Source organism: Saccharopolyspora elongata, from assembly GCF_004348985.1.
Classification (GTDB): Bacteria; Actinomycetota; Actinomycetes; order Mycobacteriales; family Pseudonocardiaceae; genus Saccharopolyspora; species Saccharopolyspora elongata.
The window spans coordinates 56,579-72,541 of record NZ_SMKW01000021.1 but is presented as its reverse complement, the minus strand read 5'-3'; the positions used below and the strand labels follow the sequence as shown (position 1 = coordinate 72,541).

The 15,963-nt window shown below is 71.7% G+C and carries 14 protein-coding genes; 10 read left to right on the top strand and 4 right to left on the bottom strand.

Annotation, left to right across the window (positions count from 1 at the left end; all coding sequences use genetic code 11):
- Positions 1-147: 147 nt before the first annotated feature.
- The 7 genes from E1288_RS17600 to E1288_RS17570 all read left to right on the top strand — a co-directional run bounded on the left by E1288_RS17600 (position 148) and on the right by E1288_RS17570 (position 11,418).
- The gene (locus E1288_RS17600) at positions 148-1,029 is read left to right on the top strand and encodes a DUF5336 domain-containing protein (RefSeq protein ID WP_132486384.1); all 882 of its coding nucleotides are present in this window, start codon (positions 148-150) and stop codon (positions 1,027-1,029) included.
- 233 nt (positions 1,030-1,262) lie between these two features.
- Positions 1,263-2,756 carry a cell division protein PerM gene (locus E1288_RS17595; protein ID WP_132486382.1) on the top strand — a complete coding sequence of 498 codons (1,494 nt, stop codon included), beginning with the start codon at positions 1,263-1,265 and terminating at the stop codon, positions 2,754-2,756.
- A gap of 190 nt (positions 2,757-2,946) precedes the next feature.
- Entirely contained in the window at positions 2,947-3,528 is a 582-nt protein-coding gene (purN, locus tag E1288_RS17590; protein ID WP_328592464.1) for a phosphoribosylglycinamide formyltransferase, read from the top strand.
- Positions 3,525-5,090 carry a bifunctional phosphoribosylaminoimidazolecarboxamide formyltransferase/IMP cyclohydrolase gene (gene purH, locus E1288_RS17585; protein WP_132486380.1) on the top strand — a complete coding sequence of 522 codons (1,566 nt, stop codon included), beginning with the start codon at positions 3,525-3,527 and terminating at the stop codon, positions 5,088-5,090. Before purN ends, purH begins: the two co-directional genes overlap by 4 nt.
- A gap of 566 nt (positions 5,091-5,656) precedes the next feature.
- Positions 5,657-6,370, top strand: a complete 714-nt coding sequence (locus E1288_RS17580) for a hypothetical protein (protein WP_132486378.1) — start codon at positions 5,657-5,659, stop codon at positions 6,368-6,370.
- The gene (locus E1288_RS17575) at positions 6,367-8,037 is read left to right on the top strand and encodes a DNA polymerase Y family protein (protein WP_132486376.1); all 1,671 of its coding nucleotides are present in this window, start codon (positions 6,367-6,369) and stop codon (positions 8,035-8,037) included. The genes E1288_RS17580 and E1288_RS17575 overlap by 4 nt, the downstream gene beginning before the upstream one ends.
- Positions 8,038-8,112: 75 nt before the next feature.
- Positions 8,113-11,418, top strand: a complete 3,306-nt coding sequence (locus E1288_RS17570) for an error-prone DNA polymerase (RefSeq protein WP_132486374.1) — start codon at positions 8,113-8,115, stop codon at positions 11,416-11,418.
- Positions 11,419-11,642: 224 nt separating this feature from the next.
- Here E1288_RS17570 and E1288_RS17565 read toward each other — a convergent pair whose 3' ends face one another.
- Complete coding sequence (locus E1288_RS17565) at positions 11,643-11,906, bottom strand: MerR family transcriptional regulator (RefSeq protein WP_207954405.1); 264 nt, start codon at positions 11,904-11,906, stop codon at positions 11,643-11,645.
- 68 nt (positions 11,907-11,974) lie between these two features.
- Between E1288_RS17565 and E1288_RS17560 the strand changes: the two genes are divergently transcribed.
- Positions 11,975-12,340, top strand: a complete 366-nt coding sequence (locus tag E1288_RS17560; RefSeq protein ID WP_207954404.1) for an imine reductase family protein — start codon at positions 11,975-11,977, stop codon at positions 12,338-12,340.
- A 31-nt stretch (positions 12,341-12,371) separates the two neighbouring features.
- Here the strand turns inward: E1288_RS17560 and E1288_RS17555 are convergent, their stop codons facing one another.
- The gene (locus E1288_RS17555; RefSeq protein ID WP_235883623.1) at positions 12,372-13,649 is read right to left on the bottom strand and encodes an ArgE/DapE family deacylase; all 1,278 of its coding nucleotides are present in this window, start codon (positions 13,647-13,649) and stop codon (positions 12,372-12,374) included.
- Between the two features lie 57 nt (positions 13,650-13,706).
- Between E1288_RS17555 and E1288_RS17550 the strand changes: the two genes are divergently transcribed.
- A complete protein-coding gene (locus E1288_RS17550) occupies positions 13,707-14,168 on the top strand; it encodes a universal stress protein (RefSeq protein ID WP_029536194.1) in 462 nt (153 codons plus the stop codon).
- A 64-nt stretch (positions 14,169-14,232) separates the two neighbouring features.
- Here the strand turns inward: E1288_RS17550 and E1288_RS17545 are convergent, their stop codons facing one another.
- The gene (locus tag E1288_RS17545) at positions 14,233-14,865 is read right to left on the bottom strand and encodes a class I SAM-dependent methyltransferase (protein ID WP_207954403.1); all 633 of its coding nucleotides are present in this window, start codon (positions 14,863-14,865) and stop codon (positions 14,233-14,235) included.
- Between the two features lie 81 nt (positions 14,866-14,946).
- A complete protein-coding gene (locus tag E1288_RS17540; protein WP_132486370.1) occupies positions 14,947-15,297 on the bottom strand; it encodes a VOC family protein in 351 nt (116 codons plus the stop codon).
- Positions 15,298-15,340: 43 nt separating this feature from the next.
- Here E1288_RS17540 and E1288_RS17535 point away from each other — a divergent pair, with 43 nt between their 5' ends.
- Positions 15,341-15,931 carry a pentapeptide repeat-containing protein gene (locus E1288_RS17535; RefSeq protein WP_132486368.1) on the top strand — a complete coding sequence of 197 codons (591 nt, stop codon included), beginning with the start codon at positions 15,341-15,343 and terminating at the stop codon, positions 15,929-15,931.
- The last annotated feature ends 32 nt before the right edge of the window (positions 15,932-15,963 follow it).

The following is a 15,963-nucleotide window of genomic DNA, read 5'->3' as shown; positions in this document are numbered from 1 at the left end:
TTGTGCGGGGCCGACGGAATCGCGAGCGCTTCGCCGGGGCCAGCAGGAAGTCCCGGTTCGGCGGTGTTCCGGTACACCGAAGCCGGTTGATTCGATACCGTCAGCAAGCTCCGCCCCCGAGTGTTGAAGCGAGGAGTCCGTCCAGCCATGTCCGCGCCCTTCCCCCAGTCGCCGCCGCCGGCCGCCCCGGGACGCCCCGGCGTTTCGCTCGGTCTCAACGAGATCCTGGCCTTGGTGGCGGCAGGCGCCGGTCTGATCGGCTACCTGATCGGTTTCTTCGACGGCGTCGCCGGCGTGGCGATCGGCAGCCTCGTCGGGTTCTCCCTGATCGTCTCCGCTGCGCTGGCGGGTCTGCGGTTCGTGCCGAAGACGCCGAACGCGCTGTTCGCGGCCGCGCCGCTGTCCGCCTACGCGACCCTCAGCCTGCTCCAGGACTTGGTCGGCGGTGGCTCCGGCGGGATCGTCGTGGTGCTTCTGCTGCTGTCCATCGTCCAGCTGGGTGCCGTGGTCGGCACCCTGCTGATGGAGGGCGGCATCATCAACGCGCCGTCGAAGCCTGCGCAGCCCCCGAAGCCGCCCTTTGGCCAGTCCGCCCCGTTCCAGTCGGGCAAGCCCGGCGGCCCGGCCGGTCCCGGTGGGCCTGGCGGTCCGGGTGGCCCCGGCGGGCCTGGTGGTCCCAGCGGGCCCGGTGGCCCTGGTGGTCCCGGTGCGCCGGCTTGGAACCAGCCAGGCCAGTTCGGTCAGCCGGGTGGCGGCTGGAACCCGGCGGCCGGCCCGCAGTCCCAGCAGCCCGGCAGCTGGGAGCCCGCCTCCGGCGGCTTCCAGTCCCCGAACCAGCCTGGTCAGCCCGGACCGTCGGGGCAGCCGACGCAGTCGAGCCCGTCCGGTCAGCCGAGCCAGCCGCCGCAGTCCGGCCAGTCCGCGCCGACGTCGAACCCGTCCGGCCAGCCGGCGCAGCCGAGCCAGGGTGCCGGTCCGCAGGGCACCCAGCAGATGCCGCACCCCGGCACCAATCCGCCCAGTTTCTGATCAGTTCGATCCGCTCGTCGCGCGGGCGGCCTTGTCATCGGTTCGTGCTGGTGGCGAGGCCGCCCGCGCGGTGTTCGCAGGGGCTACCGCGGAATCGGAAGAGCGGCGCGGAGCTGCGGGGGTGACTTGCCGCCACCGATTTGTCCAATGTGGACGAACTTTGTCGCACGATGGACGGAAGCGACGGCGTGTTGTGGCCCGTTCGGCGTAACTTCAATGCGACATTCAGCTGCGTGTCAGTGCTCGACTCGATCCCCCACGCCATCGCCGACGGTCCCCGCGAACGCCGGCACGGGATCCGCTGGTGGTTGCTCGCCGTGGCCGTCGGCGCCGTCCTGCTCGCCGGTTACCTGGTCGCCGCGGGACTGATAGCGCTGGTGATGGCGACCGCGGGCAGCGCGCAGTTCGATCCGCTCGCGGTCCTGGTGGCGGCTCTGCCCGGGTGGCTCGCGCTGCACCAAACCGCGCTGAAGATCACGGACGCGCCGCTGAGCATCTTGCCGCTGCTGCCCACCGCGCTGGTGATGCTGCTGATCGCCGCCGCATCCGCCTGGGTCGCGCGGCGGTCCCGACTGCGCCGTCCGGATCAAGCGTGGCCGTTGATCACGGCGATGGGGCTGGTGCACGCCTTCGTCGGCGCCGCCATCGCCGTGGTGCTGGACGGTCCGGTGAATGCGGTCCCGGTGGATGCGTTCCTGAGCTGTGGGCTGGTAGCCACGATCGCCTCTGCGGCAGGCGTGGCGAACCGGTGCGGGTTGATCTACCTGGTTTGGGAACGGGTCGAGGCCGAGGTCTGGTCCGGCCTGCGCCTCGGCTTGCTGGCGCTGGCCGCGCTCGTCGCTGCCGGTGGCGTGGTGCTGCTGGCCGGGATCTGCCTGTCGGCTCCGGAGATGGTCGCCGCCCTCGCTCGGCTCGGGAGCACGGCCGGCGACGCGATCGGCGCCACGCTGTCGTCGCTGCTCTACCTCCCGAATGCAGTCGTGGCGGGCTGGTCCTTCGCCGCCGGAACGGGCCTGTCGATCGGTCGGCTCGAGGTTCAGCCACTGCACGTCGCGCCCGGTCCGGTGCCGGACCTGCCGCTGCTCGCCCTCCTGCCGACGCACGATTCGGCGGCCTGGTGGGCGATCGTATTGGGGTTGCCTCTGGTCGTCGGCCTCCTTGTCGGTACCGCCGCGCGCCGGGTGCCCGGGTCCCTGGCGCGCAGGCTGCTCGCGGTCGGTGTGGCGGCAGCGGTCGCGGCGATGGGAACGCTGCTGCTCGCGCACGTTGGCGGGGGCGATCTGGGCAATGGTCCGTTCGGCCAGGTGACGCTGCGGCCGGTCGCACTGGCCGCAGCGACATTGTGCTGGGTCGCCATCCCTGCCGCCGCCGTCACGTGGCTGGCCGGGCCGGACCTCGACGACGAATTGGGCGCGGACCAGGCGGACGCCGCGGACGAGGCGCCCCCGAAGGACGACGCAACCGGCGATCCGTCTGATGCCGCCGCCTCGGACGTCGCCGACGACACCGAAACCGGCGCTGACGAAACCACCGATGTCGACGGCGATCGAGCTGACGCCCCGGCGGACGACAACGCGCCCGACGCGGATGCCCTGGAACTGGACGACCTGGCACCGGAAATTCCGCACGCCCGCGAGGCCGCGGAGTCCGAACCGTCCCGGAGCAAGCCCGCCGAGATCGACCCCACCGAATTCGACGGCGACCTCACCGGGGACGACCGGAGGTGAGGGCTGCGCCACTCGCCCGGCCCCTGGCGACGTCGGCGCCGCAATCAGCGCTTACGCTGCTTCGGGAGATCGTGCCGAGGCATGTCAGGAGCGAACGCTGAATCCGAGTACGCCCGACCAGCCGAGCGCCGCCGAGCACTCGAAGTCAACCCGGTTCGCCACCGCCGGCCCCGCACGGGTCGTCGTGCTGGTGTCCGGATCCGGAACCCTGCTGCAAGCGCTGCTCGACGAGACCAGTTCGCCGGACTTCCCGGTGCAGGTGGTCGCGGTGGGCGCCGATCGCGACGGCATCGAGGGACTGGCCCGCGCCGAGCGCGCCGGGGTGCCGACCTTCGTGCGCCGGGTCAAGGACCACGCCGACCGCGCCGAGTGGGACCGCGCGCTGACCGAGGCCTGCGCCGAGCACGAGCCGGACCTGGTGGTCTCCGCCGGGTTCATGAAGCTCGTCGGCGCCGATTTCCTGGCCCGCTTCGCCGGCCGGTACCTCAACAGCCACCCCGCGCTGCTCCCGTCGTTCCCCGGCATGCACGGGGTGCGGGATGCGCTGGAGTATGGAGTCCGGGTCACCGGCTGCACGCTTTTCGTGGTGGATGCCGGCGTGGACACCGGGCCGATCCTCGCGCAGGAGGCCGTCGAGGTGCGGCCCGACGACGACGAGGCGAGCCTCCACGAGCGGATCAAGGCCGTCGAGCGGCGGCTGCTGGTCGACACCCTGGAACAGCTGGCACTGCACGGCTGGACCGTGCAGGGACGGAAGGTGAGTATCCCGTGACCACGAACTCGCAGGAGCGGCGAGCAGTTCGCCGCGCGCTGATCGGCGTGTCCGACAAGTCGGGCCTGCTGGAGCTGGCCACCGGGCTGCACGCCGCCGGCGTGGAGATCGTGTCCACCGGCGGTACGGCCCGCACGATCGCCGCCGCGGGCGTACCCGTCACCCCGGTCGAGGAGCTCACCGGTTTCCCGGAGGCGCTCGACGGCCGGGTCAAGACCCTGCACCCGCGGGTGCACGCCGGGCTGCTCGCCGACCTGCGCCGCCAGGAGCACGCGGACCAGCTGCGCGACCTGGGCATCGCGCCGTTCGACCTGCTGATCGTGAACCTGTACCCGTTCGTGCAGACGGTGGCCTCGGGCGCCGCGCCGGACGAGGTGATCGAGCAGATCGACATCGGCGGGCCGGCGATGGTGCGGGCGTCCGCCAAGAACCACGCGAACGTCGCCGTCGTGGTCGACCCGAGCCGCTACGAGTGGGTGCTGGAGCAGGTCCGCGGGGGCGGCTTCACGCTGGCCGACCGGGTCGAGCTGGCTGCGGCCGCGTTCCGGCACACCGCGTCGTACGACGTCGCCGTGGCGTCCTGGATGAGCAAGGTGCCGACCGGGGACGACTCGGTGTTCCCCGGCTGGATCGGGGAGACCTGGGAGCGGCGCTCCGCGCTGCGCTACGGCGAGAACCCGCACCAGCCCGCCGCGCTGTACGTCTCCGGCGGCGAAGCGACCGGGCTCGCGGCCGCGGCTCAGCTGCACGGCAAGGAGATGTCGTACAACAACTACGTCGACGCCGACTCGGCCTGGCGCGCTGCGCACGACCACAGCGAGCCGTGCGTGGCGATCATCAAGCACGCCAACCCGTGCGGCATCGCGGTGGCCGACGACATCGCCGCGGCGCACCGCAAGGCGCACGAGTGCGACTCGGTGAGCGCGTACGGCGGCGTCATCGCGACGAACCGCGAGGTGTCGGTGGCGATGGCCGAGCAGGTCGCCGGGATCTTCACCGAGGTGATCGTGGCGCCGGGCTACGCCGACGGCGCCGTGGACGTGCTGAGCAAGAAGAAGAACATCCGGATCCTGACCGCGCAGCCGCCCAAGAGCGGCCGGATCGAGATGCGGGCGATCTCCGGCGGCATGCTGGTGCAGGGCTCCGACGCGATCGACGCCGAGGGCGATGACCCGGCGAACTGGACGCTGGCGGCTGGCTCGCCGGTGGACGCGGCGACCCTGGCGGACCTGAAGTTCGCCTGGCGCGCCTGCCGCGCGGTGAAGTCCAACGCGATCCTGCTGGCCGACGACGGGGCGACCGTCGGTGTCGGCATGGGCCAGGTGAACCGGGTCGACTCGGCGCGCCTCGCGGTGTCGCGGGCGGGCGACCGGGCGAAGGGCTCGGTGGCCGCCTCGGACGCGTTCTTCCCGTTCGCGGACGGCCCGCAGGTGCTGCTGGACGCCGGGGTTCGCGCGATCGTGCAGCCCGGCGGCTCGGTCCGGGACGCGGAGACCATCGCGGCGGCCGAGGCCGCCGGCGTGCCGCTGTACTTCACCGGGACGCGCCACTTCGCGCACTGAACCCGGTGCACTGTGGACGGTGCGGTCGACTTCGGTCGGCCGCACCGTTTTCGTTTCGCCGGTCGCCCTGGCCGGGCGGTGATCGGCGCGCGTTTCGTCCGTGCGCATGGTTGCTTGCCTCCTCGGGCTGCGTGCCGCAGCCGTCGGCGCAAGGCCGGTGGCTACGGGCGGTGTCGTTCGCCGTTCGCGGGCTCGCCGTGGGCTGGCCCGCCTGCTCGGTCGGCCGCCGGAACTGCTCGGACGACGGCTTCCCCGCGAGCTGGAAACGCGGTCATGGGTCAAGTTGTAGCGGACATTTCCGCCAAGATCAGATGATCGAACAAATGTTCACCTGATCCGGTCGAGGCCCTTGACGCGGGTCGCTGTGCAGGGTTTACTTGACTTGTTCGAACTGAGGTTCGAGATAACGGAAGTGGCTGATGTCGGGGTCGGCTACTCCGATGGAACCGGCGCCGTGTTCGGGTGCAGGCGCAGCGCCGGTTCCACCGCTGCCTTCCCCGCAGCGGCTGAATGGGTGCCCGCGCCGGGGTCGGGCATCCATGCGGTCACGATGTGGGGAGGCGGCGATGTCCGCGATGGCGTCCTTGACGGCGCTGAGCGCGTCCACGGCTGACGGGGTGTTCGTGGGTGCGCAGGCCGTCGAGGTCGGCGGCATTCCGGGAGCGGGCCGGGTGCTGCCCACGCGGACGGAGCTCGCCGCCGTGCTGCCATGGCCAGGTTTGCGCCGTGGCAGCACGGTGGCGGTGCACGGATCGGTCTCACTGCTGTTCGCGCTGCTGTCCGAGGCGACGGCGAACGGATCGTGGGCGGCGGTGGTGGGGCTGCCCGGAATCAGCTTGGTGGCGGCGGCCGAAGCCGGCGTGGAGCTCGCCAGGCTCGCGGTGGTGCCGCGGCCGGGCGGAGACCCGGTGGGCGTGATCGCCGCGTTGCTGGACGGGGTCGACCTGGTGGTGGTGGGCGGTACCCGGCAGGTGGCCGACTCGGATGCCCGGCGACTGTCGGCGCGGGCGCGCAACCGCGGCTCGGTGCTGCTGCCGTTCGGCCCGTGGACGGGTGCCGAGGTGCAGCTGCGCTGCGTCGGTGCCGACTGGCGAGGACTTGGACAGGGCCATGGCTACCTGCGGGAACGTGCCGTCACGGTGCGATCGGGAGGGCGCGGAGCGGCATCCAGGCCGCGCTCGTGCCGACTGCTGCTCCCGGCGCGCGACGGGGCGATCGGGGTGCCCGCGGACGAGCCGGGCGAGAGTGCTCGGCCGCAGCTGCGCCCGGTGGCGGGGTGAGCGCGGTGCCGCCTCGTCGACTCGTCATCTGGTGCCCGGACTGGCCGGTGGTCGCCGCCTCTCGTGCGGCCGAGCTCGGCCCGCTGGTGCCCGCCGCGGTGTTCGCGGCGAACCGGGTGGTGGCCTGTTCCGAAACTGCCCGCGGCAGCGGGGTGCGTCGTGGGATGCGCCGCCGCGAAGCGCAGGGCCGGTGCCCGGAACTTGTTGTGTGCGAACACGATCCGGCCCGGGATGCGCGGTTGTTCGAGCCGGTGGTGGCGGCGGTCGAGGAGTTGATGCCGGGCGTGGAGGTCGTGCGTCCGGGTCTGGTGGCGGTCCCGGCGCGGGGGCTGGCCCGGTACTTCGGTTCGGAGGAGGCCGTCGCCGAGCGCGTGCTGGACCAGCTGGACGCGCAGGTCGGCGTCGAGTGCCAGATCGGCATCGCGGACGGGCTGTTCGCGGCGGTCCTGGCGGCCCGGCGCAACGAACTCGTGGCCCCGGGCCGAAGCCGGGAGTTCCTCGCTCCGCTGCAGATCGAGGAGATCGACCAGCTCACCGACAGGCTGTCCGGACAACGCACCGCAGATCAGGCGGAGCTGGTGGATCTGTTGCGGCGACTGGGGGTTCGCACGCTGGGCGAGTTCGCTGCGCTGTCCTCATCGGACGTGTCCACCCGGTTCGGCCAGGCCGCGTTGCTGGTGCACCGCGCGGCCGGCGGCCGGGAAGAGCGGCCGGTCCTGCGGCGCCAGCCGCCGCCGGACCTGGTGGTGTCCGAGGAGCTCGACCCGCCGGTGGAGCGGGTGGACGAGGCCGCATTCGCGGCCAAGGTCCTGGCGGACCAACTGCACGCCAGGCTGGGGGAACTCGGGCTGGCCTGCACCCGGCTGGGTATTTCGGCCCGTACCGAGCACGGCGAGGAGCTGCACCGGGTCTGGCGCTGCGCGGAGCCGTTGACGCCGGCGGCCACTGCGGATCGGGTGCGCTGGCAGCTCGACGGCTGGCTGCACGGTCGCAGCGGTCGGCAGCGCCCGACGGCCGGGGTGAGCGTGCTGAGCCTGCGGCCGGAAGAGGTGGTCGGGGCGGGTGGCCTGCAGCTCGACTTGCTCAACGCCGCGACCGGGGAGGCGGATGCCCGCGCCGGGCGCGCGTTCGCGCGGGTGCAGGGCCTACTCGGGCCGGAGGCGGTCCTGACCGGGGTGCTCGGCGGCGGCCGGGACCTGCGCGATCAGGTGCGGTTCGTGCCGTGGGGCGACGAGTGCCGTCCTGCGCTGCCCGCCGACCGGCCGTGGCCGGGGCGCATCCCGTCGCCGTCGCCCTCGGTGGTGCCGGATTCGCCGTGGCCTGCGGCGGTGTTCGACGACGAGGACCGTCCAGTGGGCGTCACTGGTCGGCATCGGCTCACTGCCGCCCCGTGCCGCGTGGAGGTGTCGGGTGGGCGGTCGCGGGCGGTGTCCGGCTGGGCCGGGCCGTGGCCGGTGGCCGAGCGCTGGTGGGCGGAGCTGCTGGCGGGCGGCGCCGGTCAGACGGCGCCGGCGGCGCAGGTGCCGGCGCGGGATGTGGTGCGGGTCCAGGTCGTGCTCGAACCGGAAGCGGATCCGGCCGGGGACGGCGATGCCGAGGTGGGCGAGGTGGCGCTGCTCTTGGTGCACGAGGAGGGCCGGTGGTGGGTGCAGGGTGCCTATCGATAGCGGCGAACACTCGTTCGAGTGGAGTGCGGCTTATTCGGTAGCAACGGTGAATCGAACAGGAGTTCACTGGATTTCATGAGTTGGTTCAACCCTCCCCAGACCTGGTCGGACCTGGAGAAAGCGCTCTCCGGCCGACTGCCTCAGGCCGACGGGGCCGGCCCGCGCGACGAGCGGCATCCCGGCGACGGGAACGACAGCCCGGCGTGGACCCGGCGGCGCGCCAGGTACGAGGCCGACGCCGTTGCCGCGGTGGCGGCGGTGCCCTACGCGGAGCTGCACGCGCACTCCAACTTCAGCTTCCTCGACGGTGCGAGCCATCCCGAGGAGCTGGCGGCGGAGGCGGCTCGGCTCGGGCTGGAGGCGATCGCGCTGACCGACCACGACGGGCTGTACGGGGTGGTCCGCTTCGCGGAGGCCGCGGCCGAGCACGGGGTGCGCACCGTGTTCGGCGCCGAGCTGAGCCTGGGGCTTTCGGTGCCGCAGAACGGGATTCCCGACCCCGAAGGCGGCCACCTGCTGGTGCTGGCCCGCGATCCGGCCGGCTACGCGAGCTTGTGCAGGGCGATCAGCGAGGCGCACTTGGAGGGCGAGGAGAAGGGCCGTCCGGTGTACGACCTGGAGAAGCTCGCGGGCGCGGCGGCGGGGCACTGGCAGGTGCTCACCGGGTGCCGAAAGGGCGCGGTCCCGGCGGCGCTGGCCGAAAGCGGCCCGGCGGCGGCCGCCGCCGAGCTGGACCGGCTGATCGGGCTGTTCGGGCAGGACCACGTGACGGTGGAGCTGGCCGACCACGGGCTGCCCGCCGACTCGGCGCGAAACGACGCGCTGGCCGGGCTCGCCGATCGAGCCGGAGTGTCCACAGTGGCCTCAACCGGCGCGCACCTCGCCCGGCCGGACCGCGCTCGGTTGGCCGCTGTGGTGGCGGCGATCCGGGCCCGCCGCAGCCTGGACGACATGGATGGCTGGCTGCCCGGCTGGGCGGGCAACTACCTGCGTTCCGGCGCGGAGATGGCCGAGCTGTTCGCCCGCTACCCGGGGGCCGTGCAGCGGGCCGCCGAGCTGGGCCGGGAGTTCGCCTTCGACCTGAAGCTGGTGGCCCCGAAGCTGCCGCCGTTCGACGTGCCGATGGGGCGCACCGAGGCGAGCTGGCTGCGCGAACTCGTCCTCCGGGGCGCGCTCGACCGGTACGGCCTGCCGCAGGACGAACCCTCGGCCTACCAGCAGATCGAGCACGAGCTGGCGCTGATCGAGCAGCTGGAGTTCCCCGGCTACTTCCTGGTGGTGTCCGACATCGTCGAGTTCTGCCGGGAGCAGCGGATCCTGTGTCAGGGGAGGGGGTCGGCGGCGAACTCGGCGGTGTGCTTCGCGCTGCGGATCACCAACGCCGACCCGGTCCGCTACCAGTTGCTCTTCGAGCGCTTCCTGGCCCCGGAGCGGGACGGGCCGCCCGACATCGACCTGGACATCGAGTCGGATCGCCGCGAGGAGGTGATCCAGTACGTCTACCGCAAGTACGGCCGGATGCACGCCGCGCAGGTCGCGAACGTGATCAGCTACCGACCGCGCTCGGCGGTGCGGGACGTCGCGCGGGCCCTCGGCTACTCGCCCGGGCAGCAGGACGCCTGGAGCAAGGAGATCGAGCACTGGGGGCCGCTGCCGGAGGACTCCGAGATTCCGGAGCCCGTGCGGGAGCTGGCCGGTGAGCTGCTGGGCTTCCCCCGGCACCTGGGCATCCACTCCGGCGGGATGGTGATCTGCCACCGGCCGGTCGGCGAGGTCTGCCCGGTGGAGTGGGCGAGGATGCCCGGTCGCACGGTCCTGCAGTGGGACAAGGACGACTGCGCGGAGGTCGGCCTCGTCAAGTTCGACCTGCTGGGGCTCGGCATGCTCTCGGCGCTGCACTACGCGATCGACATGACCCTCGAACACCACGGGGTCGAGGTCGACCTCGGCGAGCTCGACCTGAACGACGACGCGGTGTACGAGATGCTGCGGCGGGCCGACGCGGTCGGGGTGTTCCAGGTGGAGAGCCGCGCGCAGCTGGCCACGTTGCCGAGGCTGAAGCCGCGGGAGTTCTACGACCTCGTGGTGGAGGTGGCGCTGATCCGGCCGGGCCCGATCCAGGGCGGTTCGGTGCACCCGTACATCCGGCGCCGGAACGGCTTGGAGGACTGGGACTTCGAGCACCCGTCGATGGCCGGTGCCTTGAAGAAGACCCTCGGCGTCCCGCTGTTCCAGGAGCAGCTGATGCAGTTGGCGGTCGACGTCGCGGGCTTCTCCGCGGCCGAGGCGGACCAGCTGCGGCGGGCGATGGGGGCCAAGCGTTCCGAGGAGCGGATGGAGCGACTCCGGGGGCGGTTGTTCGAGGGGATGGCGGCCAAGGGCATTTCCGGGGAACTGGCGGAGCGGATCTATCAGCGGATGCTGGCCTTCGCGAACTACGGCTTCCCGGAGAGCCATGCCCTGAGCTTCGCGCTGCTGGTGTTCGCCAGCGCGTGGTTCAAGCACTACTACCCGGCGGTGTTCTGCGCCGCGCTGCTCAAGGCCCAGCCGATGGGCTTCTACTCGCCGCAGTCGCTGGTCGCCGACGCCCGCCGACATGGGGTGCGGGTGCGCGGGCCTGATGTCAACGCGAGTCGCGCCCAGGCCGATTTGGAGCCGGACGCCGACAGCGAGGGCAAGCGAGCGGTACGCCTGGGATTGGCTTCCGTGCGCAAGCTCGGCGAGAGCGCCGCCGAGCGATTAGTCATGGAGCGCGCGGAGAACGGCCGGTACGTCGATATGGCCGATGTGGCGCGCCGAACGCAGCTGACTGCCGCGCAGATGGAGGCGCTGGCGACGGCGGGCGCGTTCGGCTGCTTCGGCCTGTCCCGGCGGGAGGCGTTGTGGAACGCCGCCGCCGCTGCCGATGATCGGCCGGATCGGTTGCCGGGCACCACCGCGTCGGCCGCCGCCCCGGCGCTGCCGGGGATGGACGGCGTGGAGGTGGCCGCCGCGGACGTGTGGGCCACCGGGGTGTCGCCGGACAGTTTCCCGCTGCAGTTCGTCCGAGCCAGATTGGACGAGCTGGGCGCGATCCCGGCGGAGCGACTGTCCGAAGTGGAGCACGGTTCCCGGGTGCTGGTGGGCGGCGCGGTGACCCACCGGCAGCGACCGGCCACGGCGGGCGGCATCACGTTCCTGAACCTGGAGGACGAGACCGGCATGGTCAACGTCATGTGTTCACCGGGTTTGTGGGCGCGTTACCGGAAAGTCGGGCGTACCAGCGCCGCCTTGCTGGTGCGCGGAATCGTCGAACGAGCGGAAGGAGTGATCAATTTGAGAGCTGACCGGCTGCAGAAACTGGAAGTACGCATCCCCTCGACCTCGCGTGACTTCCACTAGCTGCGGCGAGCCTCGCATCTCGCTGGTGACTGCGGCCACCGAACCGGGCGTCGACCATGCCCGACCGGCAGCGGAAGGACACTTCTCCCTCCCAGAGTGTTGTTCCCCCAATCTGACCGGCGGACGCTGGAAACGCCAAGAGCCCGGGCACGACGTGCGTGCCGGCATGCCGTGCCCGGGCCCGTTCGGCACCGCCGATCGCCGCGTCCTGCGGGAAGGAAGCGTCAGGAGAAGTCGATCTTCGCGGCACCGGCCGCGTCGCAGGCATTCAGATCGTCGACGCCCGCCGACACCGTGGCATCGATGATGGTGTCCAGTGCGTCGCGGGCGGCCAGGAGGCTGGCCACCGCTTCGTCGATGCGCTCACGTTCCCGGTTCAGGTCGGGCAGCATGCCGGAACAGGCCGGCGCCAGGGTTTGCCCGTCGTTGACCATGCACGGCAGCAATTCGGCAATGGTCGCGGTGTTGAGGCCCGCGGCGAGCAGCATGCGGATGCCTCGCACCGTGGCGACGTCCCCTTCCGCGTACTCGCGGTATCCGCTCGGCCGTCGCGATCATGGTGTCGCCACAGCTCGTTGGCCACCCCGAATCCGTCTTCCTGTACAGCGGGTCCGAGGAGGTGTTCGGCGAGCATCGGGCGACGTTGGCGAGCATGGGCGCCGCCCGTTTCCTCGGCACCGACCCCAGCCTGGCGGTGCTTTACAACACGGCCCTGCTCGGCATGATGTACGCGACCATGAACGGCTTCCTGCACGCGACCGCCCTGGTCGGTTCGGCGAACGTCTCGGCGGTCGAGGGCGTCCACGCCGATCTGCCGCGACAGATGGCGACGATCGCCGAGCGGGCGATCGCTGAGGGATACGGCGACAAGAACTACCTGGCGGTGTACGAGATCTTCAAGAAGTCGACGCCGGCTTCGTGACCCATCGCGCGCCGAGCGGCGTGGTGGGCGATCAGGCGATGCCGCAGAGGCGGATCGCCAGCAGGGCGTAGGCGCGCGCGGCCCGTTCCAGCTCCGCGATCGCGACGTGCTCGTCGTGCGCGTGTGCGTAGCGGATGTCTCCGGGGCCGTACTGGAGCGTCGGAACTCCGGCGGCCGCGTAAAGCCGCAGGTCCGTTCCGTACGGTGCGCCCACCGCCGTTGGTCGGGGCGTTCCGGCTGCTGCTGCGGCGTCCTGGGTTTCGGCGAGGAGCCGGTGTCCTTCGGGCAGCCGTCCGCTGGCGAACATCCCGCCGGGCCAGCTGACCCGCACCGGGCGTTCCGAGAGCCACGGGTCGGCGGCGCAGGCCTGTGCGATGGCGGCTTCGAACTCGGCCTTGGCGGCGGGGATCGACTCGTCGAGCCGCACGCCGTAGCGGCCTTCGGCGATCGCGAGATCCGGCACCGTGCTGGCCCAGTCGCCGGCCCTCGCCATGCCGATCGACAGCGGGTACGGCACTTCCAGGTGCGCCACCAGCGGGTCGGGGTCGGCGTTGCGGCGGGCCTCCAGTTCGCGCAGCGCCGGGAGCAGGGCGGCGAGCTTGTCCAGCGCGCTCACGCCGCGGTAGCGGGTGGAACCGTGGGTGCTCTGCCCGGCGACTTCGAGCCGGAACGTGAGGGAACCGCCGTTCGCGGCGACGATCGTGCCCGAGCTCGGCTCGGCCAGGACGCACGCGGCCCCGCGATGGCCTCGCTGGAGCGTCGCGAACGCCCCCAGACCGCCGTCCTCCTCGCCGACGACGGTGTGCACGGCCACCGGCCGGGCGAGCTGGATCCCGGCGGCGCGCAGGGCTTGCAGCGCACCGAAGATCGCGGCCAGCCCGCCCTTCATGTCGCAGGTGCCCCGGCCGGCGGCGATGCCGTCCGCGACGCGCAATGCGTACGGGTCGCGGTTCGGCCACCGGTCGAGATCGCCGGGCGGGACGACGTCCGTGTGCCCGCAGAAGATCAGCGCGGGCTCCGGGCCGTCCCCGTGCACGCCGACGCAGCCGTAGGCGACGTCGCGGTCGGCTTCCTGCCCGGGGAAGCCGGGTTCCTCGGCGAGGGCAGGGACGTCGATGCGCCAGTGGTCCACCCGGTGCTCCAGCGAGCCGAGCTTGTCGGCGCACCACTGCTGGGCGTCGTGTTCGCCGCTGGTGCCGCCGACGCTGGGGATCGCGACGAGTTCTCGCAGGTCGTCCAGAATCCCGTTCACGTCCACCGCGTCGAGCACACGACGTTCGAGGTCGGAGGGGGTATGCGCGCCGTTCACGTTTCGAGTGTGTCGTATGCGTCCACCGGCTCGACGCGCGCCCACTACCATCTCCGCGTGGCCGAAGGCGACAAGACCGAGCGGGAATTCGAGATCGGCAAGGACGGACTGGGCGGCATCGTTGTGGGCATGGACGGCAGCCCGGCGAGCTTCCACGCCGCGGCGTGGGCGGCCGGCCTGGCCAGGCGGGAGCGTGCCCGCCTGGTGCTGGTCTACGTCGAGGCGGTGGGCGGCGTCGCCTATTGGTCGCCGATGGGCGTAGCCGTGGCCAGCGAGGCGGCCGAGAGCCTGGTCGAGGAGCTGAAGAAGGAAGTGGTGTCCCACCTGAAGTGGGTGGACATCGATTGGGACTTCGTGCACCACCGCGGCGATCCGGCCGTCGGCCTGGAGCAGGTCGCCGAGCAGTACCGGGCGGATCTGATCGTGGTCGGCCGGTCCCGCCGGCGCGGCGGCCTGCTCGGCACCGTGCCGGCGACGCTGGTGGTCGAAGCGGTCCGGCCGGTCGTCGTCGTGCCTTGAGCTCTCACGAGCCCGGGGTCAGCACGAGGTAGGCGAAGCCGACCAGGCCGCGGTATCCGCGCAGTCACCTGGTGCGGTGCTCGTCGGCCAGAGCGCGGACTTCGTCGTGTCCGGCCGCGGTGGGGTTGTCCAGCAGCCACTTCTCCAAGGCGCCGCACCAGCGGGATTCGAAGCTGTCCCACTCGTCGGTGCCGGCGGTGGCCAGCCGCAGCATGCGGAATCCGCATTCCTCGGTGAGCTCGACCAGTTCGGCGAGCGACAGCTCCACGTCGAGGTCGTTCCGCATCGACGCGGTGTCCCGGAAGGCCTCGCCCAAGAGGAGTCGGCCGCCGCGCGGCAGTCGCGGCCGGATCGCTTCGAGCGCCTGCCGGGTGCCGCCCCATGCGTGGCTGCTGCCGATCGAGATCGCCACGTCCGCGGTTCCGTCCCAGCCGCCGGCGTCGCCTTGCGCCAACCGCACCCGCTCGGCCAGGCCGCGAGCCTCGGCGTTGCGGCGGCCCCGGGGCAGTTCTTCGTCGGTGGTGTCGATGCCGGTCGTGCTCGGCTCCGCTTCGAGCAGTCGCAGCAGCAGCTCCGCCCATCCGCAGCCGAGATCGACGACTTCGACGGAGTCCAGCGGTGCCAGCGCGGCGATGAGTTCTTCGGCGCGGGCGTCCGACATCGGCGCGTCTGAGTCGAGGTCTGCATGTGCGAGCACTATCGGATTCCCGGCGCAGGCTGGCAGAACCCGTGGCAGGGCGCCACGGGCTTTTCGTTCGCGACGATCGGCTATTAATGCTCACCGGTGGGACAGGATGTTGACCACCGTTCCACTGGGGTCGCGGCAGAAGAAGCGGCGGACGCCCCACGGCTCGTCGGTCAGCGGGTGCACGATCTCGTGACCCCGCCGCAGCGCTTCCTCGTGCGCCGCGTCGACGTCGTCGACTTCGACGGAGATGTCGGGGTGCGTCGGCGCCGTGGCGTCTTCGCCCATGATGCTGATCTGGCGCTGCGGATCGTCGGGTGCGCTCACGGTGACGATCCAGCCGAGGTCCATGACGACCTGGAAGCCCAGGACGTCAACGTAGAAGTCCCGGGTGGCCGAGCGGTCGTCGGCGCGGATGTTGGGTACGACTCGGCGCACGCGCATGGTGCCTCCATGAGGGTCGGTGTCACGTGCCACTCTAGGAGTCATGACTAGCTTGGTCGGCGAGGATTTCCAGGACGCGGTGCTGACGGACGAGCAGTGGGAGGGCCGGACCTTCGAGCGCTGCGACTTCACCGACGCCGACCTGACGGGCCTGAGCACTCGCAACTGCGTGTTCTCCGACTGCGTCTTCACCGGCACCGATCTCAACGGTTCCAAGCACGTCGCGACGGCGTTCCGGTCGTGCAAGTTCGAGCGCACCGTGTTCGGAAAGTCCAGCATGGACGGATGCAGCCTGCTCGGTTCGAGCTTCGTGGACTGCCGCCTGCGCGCCTGGACGCTGCGCGAGACGGATCTGACGCTGGTCGGCATGGGCAAGGCGGACCTGCGCGGCTTGGACCTGCGCGGAATCCGGTTCCGGGAAGCCAATCTCGTCGAATGCGATCTGCGCCGCTGCGATCTTCGCGAGGCGGACTTCACCGGCGCGCGCATGCTCGGTGCCAGGCTGGACGATGCCGACGTGCGTGACGCCCGGATCGATGCCGATGCCTTGGTTCAGGCGAAGCTCTGGGGCGCCCGGATCGACACGATGACGGCACTCGCGTTCGCCGCAGCCCACGGCCTCCGCGTCGACTGACCGGCCGTGCAGCGCGCACGGCGCGAAGTTCG

Bases quoted from the DNA above. Each gene is read 5' to 3' on its own strand.
- E1288_RS17600 (WP_132486384.1), top strand. From the start codon at position 148: ATGTCCGCGCCCTTCCCCCAGTCGCCGCCGCCGGCCGCCCCGGGACGC.
- E1288_RS17580 (WP_132486378.1), top strand. From the start codon at position 5,657: ATGTCCGCGATGGCGTCCTTGACGGCGCTGAGCGCGTCCACGGCTGAC.
- E1288_RS17570 (WP_132486374.1), top strand. From the start codon at position 8,113: ATGAGTTGGTTCAACCCTCCCCAGACCTGGTCGGACCTGGAGAAAGCG.
- E1288_RS17565 (WP_207954405.1), bottom strand. From the start codon at position 11,906: ATGCTGCTCGCCGCGGGCCTCAACACCGCGACCATTGCCGAATTGCTG.
- E1288_RS17560 (WP_207954404.1), top strand. From the start codon at position 11,975: ATGGTGTCGCCACAGCTCGTTGGCCACCCCGAATCCGTCTTCCTGTAC.
- E1288_RS17540 (WP_132486370.1), bottom strand. From the start codon at position 15,297: ATGCGCGTGCGCCGAGTCGTACCCAACATCCGCGCCGACGACCGCTCG.
- E1288_RS17535 (WP_132486368.1), top strand. From the start codon at position 15,341: ATGACTAGCTTGGTCGGCGAGGATTTCCAGGACGCGGTGCTGACGGAC.